We start from the raw sequence: 16,027 nt of genomic DNA, 5'->3' as shown, positions 1-16,027 counted from the left end.
TGGCGCCCGTGAAAGAAGAGCCGGCGTACAACGGCTACACGCGTTTCACGTTTTCGAAGGAAGACATGCGCTGCTTCGACGGCACCGCCGCCGCGGTGGACGTTTCCCCCGGCGATCCCGAACGCGTCATGTTTTTCATGGAAGGCGGCGGCGCGAGCTGGCCCGGCTACAACATCGCGTTTCAGATCGAGTTCCTGCTCGACATCGGATTCAAGAATCGCCACGCCGAAAACCCGCTGCGCGACTGGACGTTTGTCTACGTGCCCTACTGCGACAACAGCATCCACGCGGGCGACGGCGAGTACGCGGTCGGCAACCGTTCGGTCTATCATCACGGCATGCGCCACACGGCGGCGTCGGCGGCGCTCGCCGCGCGGCTGTTTCCGAACGCCAGGACGGTGCTCGTGACCGGATCGAGCGCGGGCGGATTCGGCACCTACATCGCCTGGCCGATGATCAAGTACGTCTATCCCAACGCGAAGACGTACGTGCTCTCCGACTCCGGCGTCGGCTTCTGGGACCCGGCGCAGCCCGAGACGTGGGAGACGATCCGCACCTCGTGGAACCTGCGCATCCCCGACGAATGCATGCGCTGCGACGGACCCATCATGACGTGGCTCTACGACCTCTACCTCGACATCGACCCGCAACTTCGCATCGGCATGTTCACGGCGTGGCACGACGCGATCATCTCGGGTTGGTTCCTGCAGATGAACAAGTACGCGTTCGAGGGGCTGTTGCGCGGGGTCACGGACGAGATCGACGCGCGTCACCCGGACCGCTTCGGACGCTTCTTCATCGCCGGGGACTCGCACACCTGTTACGAATTCCTGTTGCCCGAGGGCGCGAATTACGCGGTTGACGGCGTGACCCTCTACCAGTGGATCGACCGCCTCGTGAACGACGATCCCTCGTGGGACGAGCGCATGGAGGAGCCGGGACTGCGGTGAATGGAGAATGCTGAATGCTGAATGCTGAATGCTGAAGACGGATCGGGCGTGCCGGGCCTTCATTCTCCGTTCAACATTCTCAATTCTTCATTCCCATCACCGTCGCCGCGACGCCTTCCAGATTCTCCACCGGGTTCATGTCCGCCCAGATGCGCCGACCGAGCTCGATGACGGCCTCGACGTCGGAACCGGCGTTGCCGGAGGAATGAGGAATGGAGAATGGAGAAGGTTGAATGTTGAATGAGGATTCGTGTGCCGGCTCGGTCCCTCGTTCTCCGTTCCGCATTCTCCATTCCACATTCCGCATTCCGCGCGCGATCGCCTCGGGATCGGAAAAGACACGAAATCCGACGAGCCCCGCCACCATCGCGTTGTCGCGGCCCATCACCAGCGAACGCACGTCGTTTTTGTATCCGACGACGAGGCGGCCGCGCGCCCATGCCATGGCCGCCTCGGCGACCGCACCCTCGTCGGGCACGCGACCGTTGAGGTTGACGACCACGGCGTCGCAACCCTCGACGGCCTGATACGTGTCGAGCGCGAAGATCGCGCGGTCCCACGCGGCCTGGGCGTCCTCGATGGAAAGCCCCGCCATCATCAGGTCAGCCAGAAGTGCGCGAAACTCGAGCCCGTCGCGGTGCGGTAAAAAGGTGTCGAAACCCTCCGCTTCGAGCGCGGCGGCGATCTGCGCCATTTCGGCGCGCTCCGAGTCGTTGAAAAGGGGTCCGGAACAGTAGATTCGCGGGCGTGCGGAGGTCATGACGGCTCCTTTTCGGTCTGCCAACGGTTCGAGGGCTTACGTAACCCTACCGGCGCGCGGGTTCAAGGGCGAAATCGGCGGCCCGGCTAAACCGAATCCTCCCCTGTGGATAACTTGTTGCGTCCATATGTGGGGGCGTGGTAGGTTTCGGACCACCATCGCCTGTCTTCCCGGCTCGGAGGAATCATGAAAGTCGCCATCGGCTTCGACCATGCCGGGGTGGACCTGCGCGCCGTCGTCATCGAGCGAATCCGCGCCGCCGGACACGAGATCGTCGATTTCGGAACCGATTCCCAGGCCAGCGTCGACTATCCCGACCACGCGCATCTCGTCGCGCGGGCCGTCGAAGACGGCGAAGCCGCTCTCGGCGTGCTCGTGTGCGGCACGGGTCTGGGGATGAGTTACGCGGCGAATCGGCATCCGGGCGTCCGCGCCGCCGTTTGCACCGACTCCTATCTTGCGAAAATGGCCCGGCTGCACAACGACGCCAACGTGCTGTGCCTCGGCGCACGCGTGATCGGCGCGGGCGTGGCCGCGGATATTCTGGATGCGTTCTTCACGACCGGATTCGAGGGCGGTCGCCACGCGCGTCGCGTCGAGAAGATCGAACGGATTTCATAACCGGGGGGCAATTCGGGAATGCGCTGTCCATACTGCCAGAGTCTCGACAACCGGGTGATGGATTCGCGGTTCCGCGAGGGCAACAACGTGGTGCGCCGGCGGCGGAAATGCTCCAAGTGCGGGCGGCGCTTCACGACCTACGAGCGCGTCGGCGACATGCACCCCGCCGTGGTGAAAAAGGACGGGCGACGCGAGGACTTCGACCGCGACAAGATTCTCGCGGGCGTGCGCCGTGCTTGCGAAAAGCTGCCGGTCAGCGTCGAGCAGGTCGAAGAGGTGGTGTACCGCGTCGAGCGCCGCGTGTGCGACATGGGCGAAAAAGAGGTGAGCACGCGCGTCATCGGCGATCAGGTGATGTCCGAACTTCGCGCGCTCAGCGACGTCGCCTACGTGCGTTTCGCGTCCGTCTATATGGTCTTCAACGCGGCGGACGACTTCGAAAAGGTCATCCACCGCCTGCGCAAGGCCAAGGACGCCCCCGCACCGCGCAAGTCCAAGGATGCTCCGGCACCCGCGAAAGCGAAATCCGCTCCAAGCGCCAAGGGCCGCAAGAAGGCCGGATGAACGCCCCCGCCATCGACGTCGAAGCCCTCATGCGTCGGGCGATCGCCCTCGCGCGCCTGGGCGAGGGCTTCGTGCACCCCAACCCGCTCGTCGGCGCGGTCCTCGCGAAGAACGGAGAAATCATCGGCGAGGGCTACCACATGGAGGTGGGACGCCCGCACGCCGAGATCAACGCCATCGCCGCCGCCCGCGCCGCCGGCCACGACGTCGCAGGCGCGTCCATGATCGTCACGCTGGAGCCATGCGCGCACTTCGGGCGCACGCCGCCGTGCGTCGAGGCGCTCGTCGCGGCGGGCATCGCGCATGTTTTCCTCGGCATGATCGACCCTAATCCGCGCGTGTCAGGCCGCGGCATCGGGTATCTGCGCGAAAACGGCGTCGGCGTCACCGAGCGCGTACTGCAGGCGGAATGCGCCGCGATCAACACGGCATTCGTCAAATACATCACCACTCGCCGGCCTTACGTCATCATCAAGGCCGCCATGACGCTCGACGGCAAAATCGCCACGCGCACCGGCGCCTCCCGCTGGATCAGCTCGGAGGAGTCGCTGCGTTACGCGCACGAATTGCGCCGGACCCATCAGGCGATTCTCGTCGGCGCGGGCACGGTGCACCACGACGATCCGCAACTCACCTGCCGTCTCGACGGCGTGCGAGTGCGTCATCCTGTGCGCATCGTGGTGGATGGGCGTCTCTCGATCAGCGAAGACGCTCGCGTGGTCTCGGGCGGACTGCCGGGCATCACGGTCATCGCCACGACCGCAGCGTCGGACGAGGCAAAACGCCGCCGCCTGACCGACGCCGGGTGCGAGGTCTTGATGCTGCCCGGCGAGGGTGGGAAGATCGATTTTCGCGACCTCATGAACGCGCTGGGCGAGATGAAGGTGGCGAGCCTGATGATCGAGGGCGGGGCGACGATGCTGGCCGCGGCGCTCGACGCCGACGTGGTGGACCGAATCCATCTCGTGATCGCGCCGAAGATCTTCGGCGGGCGCGACGCGCCGAGCGTGATCGGCGGGCGCGGCGTGGACGAGGTGGCCGACGCATGGCGCCTTGCGGACGTCAAGGTTTCGCGCCTGGGCGACGACGTGCTGGTCGAGGGCGACGTGCGGCGCGGCGGGATCGCTCCGGACGTGACGGGGTTGTAACCGCGAAGCCTTGAGGGACCAACGATGTTCACCGGACTCATCGAGGATATCGGCACGGTCGAGAGCACGGCGAGCCGCGGCAGCGGGCTGCGCCTTGCGGTGCGCACGAATGCGATCGACGCGAAGACACTCGCGATGGGTGAGTCGATCAGCATCGACGGCTACTGTCAGACCGTCGTCGAGATCGGCGCTCATGGATTTTCGGTTGATGTCGGTCGCGAAACTCTAGCCAAGACCACCGCGGGCAAGCTGCGCGCGGGCCACCGCATCAATCTGGAGCGTGCGGTGCGCCTCGGCGACCGACTCGGCGGACACTGGGTGGCTGGGCACGTGGACGGCGTGGGCGAGGTCAGCCGCGTGGAACGCTCGCCCGACTTCGTCGTGTTTCATGTCGAAGCGCCACCCGAGGTCGCGCGCTATCTGATCCCCAAGGGCTCGATCGCGATGCAGGGCGTCAGCCTGACCGTGAACACATGCGATGGATCGGCTTTTTCCGTCGGCATCATCCCGCACACGCTCGCGCAGACGACGCTCTCCGATCTGCGCGAGGGTTCACCGGTGAATCTCGAAGCCGACATCATCGGAAAGTACGTCGAGAAGCTGGTGAATGCGGCGCAGGGACGCGAGACGGACGGCGTCACACGCGAATTCCTCGCGAAGCATGGGTTCGCATGACGACCCGCCTTGCGCGCCGATTCGCCCTCGCCTTGCTCGCGGCGGTCGCCCTCGCGGGGACCGGGCACTTCGTCCGATCGCAAACCGCGTTGGCGCAGGAAGCCGTCGCGGTCGCCGACTGGAAGACCCCCGACTACGCCAAAATCTTCGGCGATCCCGACGACGAAAAGGACCACGAGAAACGCCTGACGGCATACATGATCGGCGTGCGCCGGGTGAAATTGGCCATGCCGATCCTCAACGGCGTGGTGACATCGCACCGCAGCCCGATGGTGCGCGAGGCCGCCGCCTGGGCGCTCGGGCGCATCGGCGATTACGCGAGTATCGCGCCGCTGGAAAAGGCGATGTCCGACCCCGATGTGCGCGTGCGGGCAGCGGCCATCGACGCCATCGGCAACTATGACGTCACGGACACTTTCGCGATTCTCGAAAAAATCGCCAACGGACCGAACGGGGACGACGCTCTGCTTGCGGCGAAGGCGCTGGCTACGAAGGACGACCCCATCCGCAAACCGTATCTCGCGCGCGTCAAGGCGAGTCGGCCCGACCGCTTTCTCGCGCGCGGCAGGCCGCTCACCGCAAAGCAGGGCAATTCGTTTTACGTCGATGCGACGGCGGGTAGCGATAAAAACCCCGGCACGCTCAGTAAACCGTTCAAAACGATGGGCCGCGCGATCAAGGCCGTCGCCGGCGCGTCGGGCGACCGCGTCTTTGCGACGTCAGGTGACAAACAGGAGCCCTTTCGCGAGAGCGTGGATGTGCCGCCGGACAAAGCGGGGGTGCTCAATCAGCCGACCTTTCTCGGAGCATGGCCGGGGCGCCCTGCGCCGATCATCGACCTGACGAAAAAGGGTAAGCCCGGCCCAACGCCGGACAAGGTCGGGATTCGGATTCGCGCATCGTATACCGAGGTGCGCGGGTTTGTGGTGCGCGGCGCGTATTCGGGCATCGACATCGACGGCGCGCGCGGGTGCGTGGTCGCCGAGTGCACCGTCGAACGGTGCCTTCGCCACGGAATCTTTTTCTACTACGCCCCCGAGGGCACGATCATCGACCCGCGCGTATCGGACACGGACTTTCAGGGCATCTCGGTGCGTTCGTCGCCGAAGGCCGTGGTGATCGGCGGGCGCTCGATCAACAACAAGGTCAACGGTCTTCTGTTCCTGTGGGAGTCCGACGACGCGCTCGTCCATGATTTCACCGCGCAGGGCAACCAGTTCGGCATCGGCTTCATCCACGGGTCGAACGCTGGTCGCGTGATCCGCGCGAAGTTCGAGAAGAACCGCGACGCCGACGTCTACACGGACGGGGATTCCGACGCACAGATGATCGACACGGCTTACTCCGCCGCTTCCGCCCCGCCGGAGACGCCGGCGAAGAAGTAGACGCGGCACTTTCTTCCCGTTCTAGAGCGCCCGCCACGACCCATTTTGCCGCCTCTCCCGCATTCGGCTGTGCGTCGTATTTCACCACATATGAGCCAGTAACTATTGAATATCACTGACTATTAAGCCTCTCCGGCCTCCGCTGACATCCTTGGCACGTCGATTGCTCAATCGGGCTGCGGACCGTGGAGGGTCACATGACCAGTCTGAAAGCCAGTCGGACGTTCATCGGTGCGCTGCTCATCGCGACGTCGATGGCGATCGCCTGCGGGGACGCCGAGTTCATGACCGACGAGACGGCGGTGGCGACGAACGGCGCGGGGCAGACGCTCGTGCTGTCGGCGACGCCCGACAACCTCGACGTGATGGACGGCGGCGCGATCACAATTCTGCTCGAACTCTACGCGGCTGACGGCGCGCCCATCGAAGGCGCGAGCGTGGTGATGACCGCGACGATCGGAGACCTCGCCGAAACTGCGCTCACCACGGACGTGGACGGGATCGCCGTCACCACGCTCTCCGCCACGGGCAAGCAGGGTTACTCCATCGTCGTCGCGACCTACAAAAATCTGCAGGCCAAGGTTTCGATCGATGTCTACTCGGGCGACCCCGGCGGCAGCAACGCCACCGGCGGCGACACCACGACCGGCGGCGACACGGGAACCGACACGGGGACCGATACCGGCACGGACACCGGCACCGACACCGGCGAGGACACGGGCGCGTAATCACGCGGGCGCACAACGGCTCGCATGACGTCTTTGACAGTTTGAGTGGGGGCGAGGTCGGCGGGATTGGTTCCGTTCGCAAAACGGACCATGAACGCCGAATCGAAGTCCGCCACGCTGGAGAGTCGGTCGCCACAAACGGCCGACTTTTTTTTATCGTTTTTCGGCTTCACACGAGGCCGAGCTCGACCAGCACCTCGACGTGGCGCGTCTGCGGGAACATGTCGAAGGGCGTCACCGCGCGAATCCGGTAGCCCTGCCCCGCCAGAATTTTCAGGTCCGCAGCGAGCGCGTCCAGGTCGCACGACACGTACGCGATGCGCATGGGCCGCGTTTCACAGAGATCGCGGGCCGTGCGTTCGCCGAGCCCCGCGCGGGGCGGATCGGCGAGGACCGCGTCGAAGGGTTCGCGCCGGGACCGCGCCTGTGCGCACGCGCCCTGCGCCGTGAGTGTGCGGATCTCGACGCGACCGAGCCCGAGTCGCATCGCGTTCGCGCGAGCGCAGCGGGCCGCCGCGCCGTCCGACTCCACGCCCACCACCGACGCTCCCGCGAGCGCCAGCGGGATGGTGAAATTGCCGATGCCGCAGTACAGCTCCAGCACCGCGAGCCCGTCGCGCGGCGCGATCGCGCGCAGCACGGCGTCGATCAACAAACGATTCACGCCGGGATTCACCTGCGTGAAACACGCGGGGGGGTAACGCAGTTCGTATCCGTCGCCGGGGAACGCAAACTCGGGCACGCGTTCGATGCGCCGCCAGGCATCGCTCGTCGTGTCGTTCACGAGCGCCCAGGAGTGCGTCTCGCGCTGGTCCTCGTCCGCGGGCAGCGCGATGACCACGCCGGACATTTCGTCGACAACGACGCGCATGCGAAAACGCGCGCCGCGCCCCAATGCCAGTTCACGCAATGCGGCACGCAGCGATGCCAGCCGCTCGCCGATGCGCGGGTCGGCGATCGGGCAGGCGTCGATGGTGACAAGGTCATTGCTCGCCTTCGCCATGAAGCCGAACAAGACGTCGCCACGGTGCGTCTCGACTTGCAGGTCGATCCGGTGCCGATAGTCAAGCGCGACGGGCGACGCGACGCAGTCTGCGATCTCGGGCAACGCGGCGACGGATCGTTTCAATCGATACTCGACGAACTCGCGCTTGAAGCCCCGCTGAGCCGCGATGTCGATGTGCTGGAAATCGCAACCGCCGCAACGCGAAGCGACGGGGCACGACGCCTCGACGCGCAAGGGCGAATCCCCGCGGCGGGGCGCATCGGCGTCGGGTGTGGCGACGATGTAACGACCATCAGCCGAGACCACGACGACATCCGCCTCATCGCCCGGCGCCATGCCAGGGCAGAAGACGACAAGGCCCACGAGGGCGGAATCGGTCGGCGTGCCCTTCGCCGCGCCGGTGTGCGCGACGGCATCGAAACGCACCGCGATCCGGTCGCCGGGCCGAACCGCCGGCGTCGGTTTTTTCGATTTGCTCATGAGCGGGCGCTCAGCCCTTGTAGTCCGCGCCGGGATAGAGCCGGATGAAGCCGTAATTGAGCGCGACGACGCCCACAAGCACGAACCACTCCATGCCGCCGATCGCGCCCGTGAAAATCAAGTGATACAGGTACACGGGCAAGATGAGCGCCGACGCGATGAAGAACTGCCCGATGACGAGGCGATAGCGGCGCGGATCGCGAGCGGCGTGCCAAATCCCCGCGCACAGCGCTAGCACCAGCACGCCGACGACGTGCGCGAGAAATCGGTGAAACGGATCGGCGGGGTCCCAGTTCGTTTGCCCAAGGAGATTGAAGTATCGCGTCGGGAAAAACAGGTGCGAAAGCCCCAGCGACGCGCCCATGGCGATCGCCGTGCCCCGCATGAGAAGCGGCAGCGCCCGTTCCTTCGTCAAGAATTCCTCCGCAGTTCGGCCAGTGCCTCTTCCACGGCGCCGACCGCCTGATCCAGATCCGCCTGCGTGTGCCGCCAGCAAATGTACCCGTGATGGTAGGGTTGCAGGAAGACCCCCCGCCGGATGACCTCGGTGTAAAAGCGCGTGCGCTGATCCTTGTGCGTTCCGTCGGGTTTCGTCGGGAACGTGATGAACGGCATCGGCGGCACGCCCGACACGTGCGCATCCACTCCCGAAGCCTCCACCGCCGCGCGCAACCGCGCCAAAAACGCCTCGCCGCGCGACCAGATCGCGTCGAGTACGCGGTCGCGTTCCAGAATCTCGATCGTTTTGAGCGCGGCCACGATGTCCGAGCTGTTCGGGAAGTAGGTGGACGAGACGAAGACCTCTTTCTCGACGACTCTCATGACGTCCGCGCGACCCACCACCGCGGCGATTGGCCAGCCGTTCGCCATCGCCTTGCCGAAGGTGGCGAGGTCCGGCGTCACGCCGTAGCGCTCCTGCGCGCCGCCCATCGCCACGCGGAATCCGCTGCGGATCTCGTCGAAAATCAGCACGCATTCGTGGCGATTGGCCAGTTCCCGCACGCCCTCCAGAAAACCCGGAGCGGGGGCTTCGACCGGATGCGCGAGCGGGTGCCCCACCGGGGTCACGATGATCGCGGCGACCTGTCCCGCGTGACGCTTCAGCAGGTCGTCGAGTTCGTCGAGCCGGTTGTAGGCAAACTCGTGCGTGTCCTCGTAGAGCTTTTGCGGCACTCCGCCGTGCACCTCGACGCACCAGTCGTGCCAGCCGTGATACCCGCAACGCAGGATCTTGAGCTTGCCGGTAAATCCGCGCGCCACGCGGATTGCTGCGGTGGTGGCGTCGGAGCCCGTTTTGACCGTGAACCCCATCTCGCAACATGGAATCACGCGGCGCAGCGTTTCGATCAGGGTATTCTGCGTCTCGTGGACAAGCGAAAAGCAGAAGCCGTTTTCGCGGATATGGTCGATCGCGGCGTCGTCCACCTCGGCCTCGCGGTAGCCGAGGATAATCGGCCCGTAGGCGCACAGGAAATCGACATACTCGTTGCCGTCGACGTCGGTGACGCGCCCGCCCTGCCCCCTCGCGAGGAAAATTGGGTATTCACCGGGCACAAAGTTGTACGGGCGGCGGATGCCCATCATGCCGCCGGGAATCAGGCGCTTCGCGTCTTCGTACATGCGCATCGAGTTGGTCAGGGGCAAACGCGTCGACATGGCACTCTCCAAAAGGAAAATTTCAGGCGGCGGGAGCCGGCGACGTCCCCGCGCGCTTCAGCAGATGCTGCAATACGAACGACGCGACGTGTTCGGCGTAGGTGCCGCGCCCGAACCCGGCGTCGAAACCCAGTTCGAGTGCGAGCATGTGGTCGATGCGCGGTCCGCCGCAAATCAGCAGGAACCGCTCGCGCAGCCCCGCCGCTTCGGCCAATTCCACCAGTCGCGTCAGGTTCAGCCGGTGCAGGTCGTTTCCGGTGACGATCTGGCTAGCGAGGATCGCGTCGGCCCCGCGCCGCACCGCCTCGTCGAGCAGCCGCTCCGGCGCGACCTGCGCGCCGAGATTCGTCGCCTCGATCTGGCGGTAGCGTTCCAGCCCGTAGTGGCCCGCGAATCCCTTCATGTTCATGATCGCGTCGATCCCCACGGTGTGCGCGTCTTCGCCGATGCACGCGCCGACCATCACGAGCGGCCTGCCGAGTCGTTCGGCGATCAGCCGGTCGATTGTCTCGCGGTCCCAAACCTCGACATTCACCGTCGGAACGTCCAGCGTTGTCACGTCCACCGCGTGCGGGCTCTGGGCGTAGACGATGAAAAATGTATAGCCGCCGAGGTCCGCCGCATGAACGACGGACGCCTCGCGAAGGCCCATCTTCGAGGCGAGGGCCATGGCTGCGTGCGGGGCGCGGGCGTCGCAGGGGATCGGCAGCGTGAACGAAAGCTGCACGGCCCCGTCGTCGGCCTTGTCGCCGTAAGGCAAAACCCGCGATTCGTCGATGTGTGTCATGACGGCCCCGAGCCCGAAAAAGCCGCGCCCGCGCGGCGCGCGTCCTTCTTCGATCAAGGGCGGGGCGGTGTCAAGGACGAGCGGAAAATTTGTACAGGCTCGGGTTCACCGGCGCGCAGCCACCGATGGCGACAGGCCCAGCCGCCAGGTTCACTCCAGATCGAAGGTCGAAATTCTGACGGAAGTCACGTCATACGTTACATCGTCAACATTTACGCTGCTTTCTACATCATAAATCTTTTCCGCTGACATATTTTTTGCATCTACGTAATATATTTCTCCACCGTAGTACTCTGGGAAAGCTATGCAATATCCGCGCCCCGAACCACTATCCGAAAATTCGTAAGAGTGGCAGGGCCAAACAGTGTTGATCGCGTAGTCAAATCCATCGCGCAATAGAACCGAGCTGGGAGGTTCATCATAATATGATTCCCACGCAACGACGACAGTCTCGTTGTCAATTCGCGAAATATTCGGGCTATCAGACAAGTGCGATCCAAACAGGGGGCGATCCTCAGAAACCCACTCTCCGTCTTCATACCTACTTACCGCCCACTCTTCTTCTCCAACAATCGCGACGAGATATATTGTATCGTGATTTTGCATTTCCACTGATTCAACGTAAAAATTTTCTCCAAAATTTAAAATTTCCAAAACAGATTCTCCATCAAATCGACTTACTTCGTGAGCATCCCAAATTACGCAATCACTTTCATCGAGACAATGCATTCCAAGATAGATCCCTTCCGAGTCGGCTGTAAAAGATAATTTTGTGATCCATCCATTTGACTCCATCGCAAATAATCCATCGTCACACAACGCAAAGCCGCTTCGAATACCAAACAATTCAATAGCCTCGACATCATTACATGGCGCTGGATCGAACTTTGCCCATTCTCCGTTAAAATACTCCAATAAAGTGCCTTTGTCTGTAATTCCCCAACCGTAATTCGTTGAAATAAAGGACAGGTCAATTATATAATCAAACGGCGTGGATAACAACTCGGCTTCTTCCGACGTGATCAAATATAAACTCAATGGCGTTTGCGGCGCATAAGAGACGAATCCTCCCACGAACAACAAGGCGCCGACATCGTCAATCAAGTCAATGCCGTAGCCGTCATCATCGTCGTCGGGATACTGATCATCACTACCCCCATCGTCTTCGCTCGACCCATTGCACGCGGCAGTCAACAAGATAAGAATCAGCGACACCCAAACCGAGATGTCTTTCGGTGAATTCATTTGTACACCTCGCAAGCACTGCAATTGCTCCCATTGAATCGCGCATTGTCCGTCAGACAGTCGCGATACTCCCATCTCCACAGATCGTTCGCGCAGAGCGCTTCGCACTGCGTCGGTGTCAACGCGCCGTTGCAGGAGTCGACTTGTGGGTCAACGCAGACCGTTTCACAGCAGATGACATCACGTCGCTCCCCGCTAAATCCATCGCATTCTTCGTTGTACGGTGAGTCCGGTCTCGGGGTGTGGCAGTATCGGGCCTCGCAGTCTGTTTCTTCCAATGTATCTTGGCTAGTCGGATCGTAGGGTGCGCCGGAGAAACAGGTCAGGTCCAGGCATCCTTCGTTGACGCCGTCGCCGGAAATCCCCGAGATCTCGTTCAGTTCGAGATAGAGGCATGGCGGGTTCGTGCAGACTCCATGTCGATTGAACGCCGCCTCGATCGATCCTCGGCAGTCGGCACCGACGGGGCACTCCCCCGCGAGGTCGTAATGCGCTACTTCGTCCATTTGCAGATACAAATCGTACATCGTCTGCGCCGGAACGAGGGCATGCCATACTTCGGCAATGGTCAAGTACGCGAGCCGATGGACGTAGCTTTTTCCGAGTTCATCGACACCCGTTCCGATCCCTTCTTCCAAATCCCACAGTATCTGATCCAGTACCCGACCCAATGCGTACTCACCACCGCAGCACTGGGCAGACTCGGAATACTGCATGTTCGCGTCCGCAATTCCTTGATGGGGGCTCGCCGACCAATGAAACGTCGAATCACTGCGACATCTGCGCTGGGACATATAGAAATTCGATTCCGACTCGCCGCCCAGCGAGGCTCCGAAGTACATGGCGAAACCTTCTTTGTACGCCTTCGACTCTTCCGAGAGGAAGCTCGTCGTTTTGTTATAATTTCCTCCCCAATAGTCATCAGCGAAATGCAATTTTTCAATGTAGTGAATAAATTCGTGATACATGTCCCCGTGTCGAACCGTTCGATGCAGACCGTGAGTGCCGGACTTCGATTCATATACTTCATTTCCCCACAAGACGATCGTCGGCTTCCAAAGCCAGCCCACGTAACGGTCGACGGAGAACACAGGCCAAAGATCATCATAAATAGAACTTGACGTGTTCGGGAATCCACGCTCCCGAAAGCACGATCTCGGCGCTTCCCCGCAAAGCTCGTCAGTTTTCCACTCGTAATTGCGGTTGACGATCACATTCAGGTTGTGCCCATCCGGATAATCTCCGCTATCTTGGACCTCTTCGGTGAACCCAAGGGAGCGAAAATAGTTTATCACATAGAGCATGTGATGAAAAACTGTCCACGTGTTGATATCGTTTTTGCCAATAACACTATTTACGCTGTTCCTGCAACCGTCGCCAATATAATCTAAGACACATTTGTAATTAAACATTTTTATTATCGTTCCGCTGTTCGATCCTCTAGGTGTATATTCAAACACTTGATCGTCTGGTGTAGTGTAATACAAAGTGCTGGATTGCAAATCGTATACGTGAACGTCCGGGTTAAAAGCAAACTGAGTGGAGCTGGATCGATAGCTTGTATCCACCCAGCGCTGCCGCAGACCGGGTTCGTTGCAAACGTGCGCCGCCTCGTTGTCGAGGCTGTACCCTTGCGCGATGGCGTCGTACGTGTCGTCAATATAACCGTCGACATTGTTTCGCTCGCCGATCAGGTCTCCGGTTTCGGCGTTCACGAAGTAGGAAACATCGCGTCCCTGCGAACCCCCCACAGCGTCGATCCGCCAGACCGGCAAGATCTCGTCAAAGAACGCGTAACCAAGATCGGTCGAAAGAACGGTTGCTTCGGTACCCTCGACATCGATCCGATCCTCGACAACCGCAAGAGCCTGCTCTTCATCCACCCAAGGAACCGCAGGGACCTCGGTCCGACCGAGAAACTCCCCACGCAGCGCCATCAGGCGGTCCTTCGAGTCGAAGATGGCAGCGAGGTTGCCGCTCCGGAACCGCAGCCCGCGAACGAACTGCGGGTAGGTCACGATCGTGATCTCGGCACAGACCGGTTCGATCTTCTCGTTCTCGGTCAGTCCTTCGAGGACGCCGACCTCGTCGCGTCGGCAGTCGTAAACGATCTCCCCGGCTCCTATAGCCGCATCCACTTCATCCGCGCCTTTGCGCGCGTCGTCGAATCCCCAGAGACCTGCATGCTCGTTCAGAAATTGTCGAACCGCTCCGTCAAAATCGCCGTCGGTCTCGACGGGGGTGAAGCCGGAGACGATCTTCGGATGGCCGGAATACCGACCCCACACAACATTCGTCTCGGGATCGGTCGCGAGAAGCGCGTTTTTCGCGCCGGCTACCGACTCGCTGGCCGGTTGAGCCTCTTCGACGGAGATCGATTCCGGAGATGCGGCGATTGCTGTTGAACTGAACGCAAGAACGAGAACCAAGGAATAGCAAAGCCAATTCGCACACGTCATGGAATTACCCTTCTTTCCGTTGATCGCGGCGGAATGTCATCCGAAATCGACCGAATCATCTCACGTCGCGATCACGGATGCAAGAACTATTTTGCCATAACTGCGACTCGTTGCGACCTCAATCGCCACCTGCGGGTTTGCATCGTCTTCGCGCACGGCGTTCTACCTCGACCACCCTCTTCAACCCCTCGATTCATTTGGGAAAACTTGCCTTTTCCCCCTCGGGGGCTATCATGCGCTCGTCCTTGGGGGAGGGACACCCACTGAAACGGGCGCACAGGTCCATCGCTATTCTCGCCGGGCTCGCCCTTGCGGCGTTCGCGGCGGGTTGCACGCGCGAACCGATCGCCCCCCCGAGCGCGGAGCCGACTCCGAGCCAGAGCGCGTCACCCTCCCCGGCGATGCCGCTGCCGGGGACGTCCGCGACAACGGAAGCCGAGCCGCCCAGACCCACGGGGCTCGAAAACCCATTCACCGTGCTCATCCACAACTGCTACCTCGCCGATCCATCGATCAATCCCATCGGCGCGCCGACCTCGCGCGAAAAGGGCGTGCGTCTCGTGGTGAGCGGCGCGATCCGCAACAACAGCGAACGGCTGATCTTCCGCGCCGGAATCTTTTCGAAGCTCGTCGTCAACTTCGGCACCGAGCCGAGTCTGGAAAAACACTCGCCGGGGCTCGGATTCGAACCCGCGGTGACGAGCAACGACCCATGGCGACCCGGCACGTGGCGCACGTTTCGCATCGAAGGCCGCGCCCTCGACCCGATCTATCGCGAGTTCAAGCCCAAGACGATCACCGGCGTCCTCTCGATGGAGGCGCGTGACCCGCTCGACTTTCGGTTCGCGAACGAGATCGAACGCACCCGCCCGCGCTGGGACGTGCTCTTCGGCATCCCCGTGGACATGACGACGACGACCAGCGAAGAAGTCTCGATCGCCTACGGTCCAAAGGCGATCAAGAAGATTCTGCCCAAGGGTGCTGCGGTGAAGATCGTGGCCCAGCAGGGAGGCGGATACCTCGCGCTCGCGCAGGGGCAGTATTTCGGCTGGGTGCCGGAGAAGAGCCTCGCGATCCGCCAATACGAGTCGATGTACTCCGAGCAACCGCCGGTAAACTTTCCACTCGGTTCGCAGATCGAAGGGCGATTCGGGATGCGCGTGCTCGATTACCGCTACGATGTGCAGGTCGCCGGGTTGCCCGAGGTCGAGGCGGGCTATATGTCGTTTCAGGTCGAGGTCACGAGCCTCGCCAAACAGCAGTCGCTCACGGTGAAACCCGAGTTCTTCTGGGTGGACCAAGGCAGCGGACGGCTCGCCGAGGCGGCGTCGAAAACTGCCGCCGTCGTCGGGGCTCTGCCGCCCCAAACGAACCTCGCGCCCGGAGCGTCGCTGACCGGGTGGATTCACGTGCAGCGGCACAAGGATGGCTGGCCCTTTGCGCTCGTTTTCGAGCCGCCTTCATCGCCGGCAGCGCATATGCACGTGCTCGGCGCGATCGGCCGTGAGGGGCGTAAAAACGGCAACGCAACGACACCCTGACGGGTCGGACGGACGGCACGAT

Annotated in this window: 15 protein-coding genes; 8 read left to right on the top strand and 7 right to left on the bottom strand. The window is 62.3% G+C overall.

Features of this window, described 5'->3' with window-relative positions; all coding sequences use genetic code 11:
• Positions 1 to 950 (top strand): hypothetical protein (locus IT350_20015; protein MCC6160349.1); only part of this gene is annotated, 950 nt, incomplete at its 5' end.
• A gap of 79 nt (positions 951 to 1,029) precedes the next feature.
• On the opposite strand, the gene IT350_20010 is transcribed toward IT350_20015, so the two are convergent.
• A complete protein-coding gene (locus IT350_20010; protein ID MCC6160348.1) occupies positions 1,030 to 1,710 on the bottom strand; it encodes a nucleoside 2-deoxyribosyltransferase in 681 nt (226 codons plus the stop codon).
• A 186-nt stretch (positions 1,711 to 1,896) separates the two neighbouring features.
• Here IT350_20010 and rpiB point away from each other — a divergent pair, with 186 nt between their 5' ends.
• The 6 genes from rpiB (at position 1,897) to IT350_19980 (ending at position 6,831) form a co-directional block, all read left to right on the top strand.
• Positions 1,897 to 2,331, top strand: coding sequence for a ribose 5-phosphate isomerase B (gene rpiB / locus IT350_20005; GenBank protein ID MCC6160347.1), 435 nt, complete (start codon positions 1,897 to 1,899; stop codon positions 2,329 to 2,331).
• An 18-nt stretch (positions 2,332 to 2,349) separates the two neighbouring features.
• The gene (gene nrdR / locus IT350_20000; GenBank protein MCC6160346.1) at positions 2,350 to 2,895 is read left to right on the top strand and encodes a transcriptional repressor NrdR; all 546 of its coding nucleotides are present in this window, start codon (positions 2,350 to 2,352) and stop codon (positions 2,893 to 2,895) included.
• The gene (gene ribD / locus IT350_19995; protein ID MCC6160345.1) at positions 2,892 to 4,043 is read left to right on the top strand and encodes a bifunctional diaminohydroxyphosphoribosylaminopyrimidine deaminase/5-amino-6-(5-phosphoribosylamino)uracil reductase RibD; all 1,152 of its coding nucleotides are present in this window, start codon (positions 2,892 to 2,894) and stop codon (positions 4,041 to 4,043) included. Before nrdR ends, ribD begins: the two co-directional genes overlap by 4 nt.
• Positions 4,044 to 4,067: 24 nt before the next feature.
• On the top strand, positions 4,068 to 4,718 hold the full coding sequence (locus IT350_19990) for a riboflavin synthase (protein ID MCC6160344.1): 651 nt from the start codon (positions 4,068 to 4,070) through the stop codon (positions 4,716 to 4,718).
• Positions 4,715 to 6,103, top strand: a complete 1,389-nt coding sequence (locus IT350_19985; GenBank protein ID MCC6160343.1) for a HEAT repeat domain-containing protein — start codon at positions 4,715 to 4,717, stop codon at positions 6,101 to 6,103. The genes IT350_19990 and IT350_19985 overlap by 4 nt, the downstream gene beginning before the upstream one ends.
• 197 nt (positions 6,104 to 6,300) lie before the next feature.
• On the top strand, positions 6,301 to 6,831 hold the full coding sequence (locus tag IT350_19980; protein ID MCC6160342.1) for a hypothetical protein: 531 nt from the start codon (positions 6,301 to 6,303) through the stop codon (positions 6,829 to 6,831).
• A gap of 169 nt (positions 6,832 to 7,000) precedes the next feature.
• On the opposite strand, the gene IT350_19975 is transcribed toward IT350_19980, so the two are convergent.
• From IT350_19975 to IT350_19950, 6 genes are all read right to left on the bottom strand, one after another.
• On the bottom strand, positions 7,001 to 8,317 hold the full coding sequence (locus IT350_19975; protein ID MCC6160341.1) for a class I SAM-dependent RNA methyltransferase: 1,317 nt from the start codon (positions 8,315 to 8,317) through the stop codon (positions 7,001 to 7,003).
• A gap of 10 nt (positions 8,318 to 8,327) precedes the next feature.
• Complete coding sequence (locus IT350_19970; protein ID MCC6160340.1) at positions 8,328 to 8,732, bottom strand: hypothetical protein; 405 nt, start codon at positions 8,730 to 8,732, stop codon at positions 8,328 to 8,330.
• Positions 8,729 to 9,973, bottom strand: coding sequence for an aminotransferase class III-fold pyridoxal phosphate-dependent enzyme (locus IT350_19965; GenBank protein MCC6160339.1), 1,245 nt, complete (start codon positions 9,971 to 9,973; stop codon positions 8,729 to 8,731). The genes IT350_19970 and IT350_19965 overlap by 4 nt, the downstream gene beginning before the upstream one ends.
• A 22-nt stretch (positions 9,974 to 9,995) precedes the next feature.
• Positions 9,996 to 10,760, bottom strand: coding sequence for a cobalamin-dependent protein (locus IT350_19960; GenBank protein MCC6160338.1), 765 nt, complete (start codon positions 10,758 to 10,760; stop codon positions 9,996 to 9,998).
• A 150-nt stretch (positions 10,761 to 10,910) separates the two neighbouring features.
• The gene (locus IT350_19955) at positions 10,911 to 12,005 is read right to left on the bottom strand and encodes a hypothetical protein (protein MCC6160337.1); all 1,095 of its coding nucleotides are present in this window, start codon (positions 12,003 to 12,005) and stop codon (positions 10,911 to 10,913) included.
• Positions 12,002 to 14,434 (bottom strand): PepSY domain-containing protein, encoded by a 2,433-nt coding sequence (locus tag IT350_19950; protein ID MCC6160336.1) that lies wholly within the window; start codon positions 14,432 to 14,434, stop codon positions 12,002 to 12,004. The genes IT350_19955 and IT350_19950 overlap by 4 nt, the downstream gene beginning before the upstream one ends.
• 263 nt (positions 14,435 to 14,697) lie before the next feature.
• Between IT350_19950 and IT350_19945 the strand changes: the two genes are divergently transcribed.
• Positions 14,698 to 16,005, top strand: coding sequence for a hypothetical protein (locus IT350_19945; GenBank protein MCC6160335.1), 1,308 nt, complete (start codon positions 14,698 to 14,700; stop codon positions 16,003 to 16,005).
• Positions 16,006 to 16,027: the final 22 nt, after the last annotated feature.

This window comes from Deltaproteobacteria bacterium (assembly GCA_020845895.1).
In the GTDB taxonomy this organism is placed as follows: domain Bacteria; phylum Lernaellota; class Lernaellaia; order JACKCT01; family JACKCT01; genus JADLEX01.
Note: the sequence above shows the minus strand (reverse complement) of the source record. Positions and strands in the feature narration are given on the sequence as shown.

What these genes read in the sequence shown, in the direction of transcription:
- IT350_19990 (MCC6160344.1), top strand. Translation starts at nt 4,068, where the DNA reads ATGTTCACCGGACTCATCGAGGATATCGGCACGGTCGAGAGCACGGCG.
- nrdR (MCC6160346.1), top strand. Translation starts at nt 2,350, where the DNA reads ATGCGCTGTCCATACTGCCAGAGTCTCGACAACCGGGTGATGGATTCG.
- IT350_19965 (MCC6160339.1), bottom strand. Translation starts at nt 9,973, where the DNA reads ATGTCGACGCGTTTGCCCCTGACCAACTCGATGCGCATGTACGAAGAC.
- IT350_19960 (MCC6160338.1), bottom strand. Translation starts at nt 10,760, where the DNA reads ATGACACACATCGACGAATCGCGGGTTTTGCCTTACGGCGACAAGGCC.
- ribD (MCC6160345.1), top strand. Translation starts at nt 2,892, where the DNA reads ATGAACGCCCCCGCCATCGACGTCGAAGCCCTCATGCGTCGGGCGATC.
- IT350_20010 (MCC6160348.1), bottom strand. Translation starts at nt 1,710, where the DNA reads ATGACCTCCGCACGCCCGCGAATCTACTGTTCCGGACCCCTTTTCAAC.
- IT350_19985 (MCC6160343.1), top strand. Translation starts at nt 4,715, where the DNA reads ATGACGACCCGCCTTGCGCGCCGATTCGCCCTCGCCTTGCTCGCGGCG.
- IT350_19980 (MCC6160342.1), top strand. Translation starts at nt 6,301, where the DNA reads ATGACCAGTCTGAAAGCCAGTCGGACGTTCATCGGTGCGCTGCTCATC.
- IT350_19975 (MCC6160341.1), bottom strand. Translation starts at nt 8,317, where the DNA reads ATGAGCAAATCGAAAAAACCGACGCCGGCGGTTCGGCCCGGCGACCGG.
- IT350_19955 (MCC6160337.1), bottom strand. Translation starts at nt 12,005, where the DNA reads ATGAATTCACCGAAAGACATCTCGGTTTGGGTGTCGCTGATTCTTATC.
- rpiB (MCC6160347.1), top strand. Translation starts at nt 1,897, where the DNA reads ATGAAAGTCGCCATCGGCTTCGACCATGCCGGGGTGGACCTGCGCGCC.
- IT350_19945 (MCC6160335.1), top strand. Translation starts at nt 14,698, where the DNA reads ATGCGCTCGTCCTTGGGGGAGGGACACCCACTGAAACGGGCGCACAGG.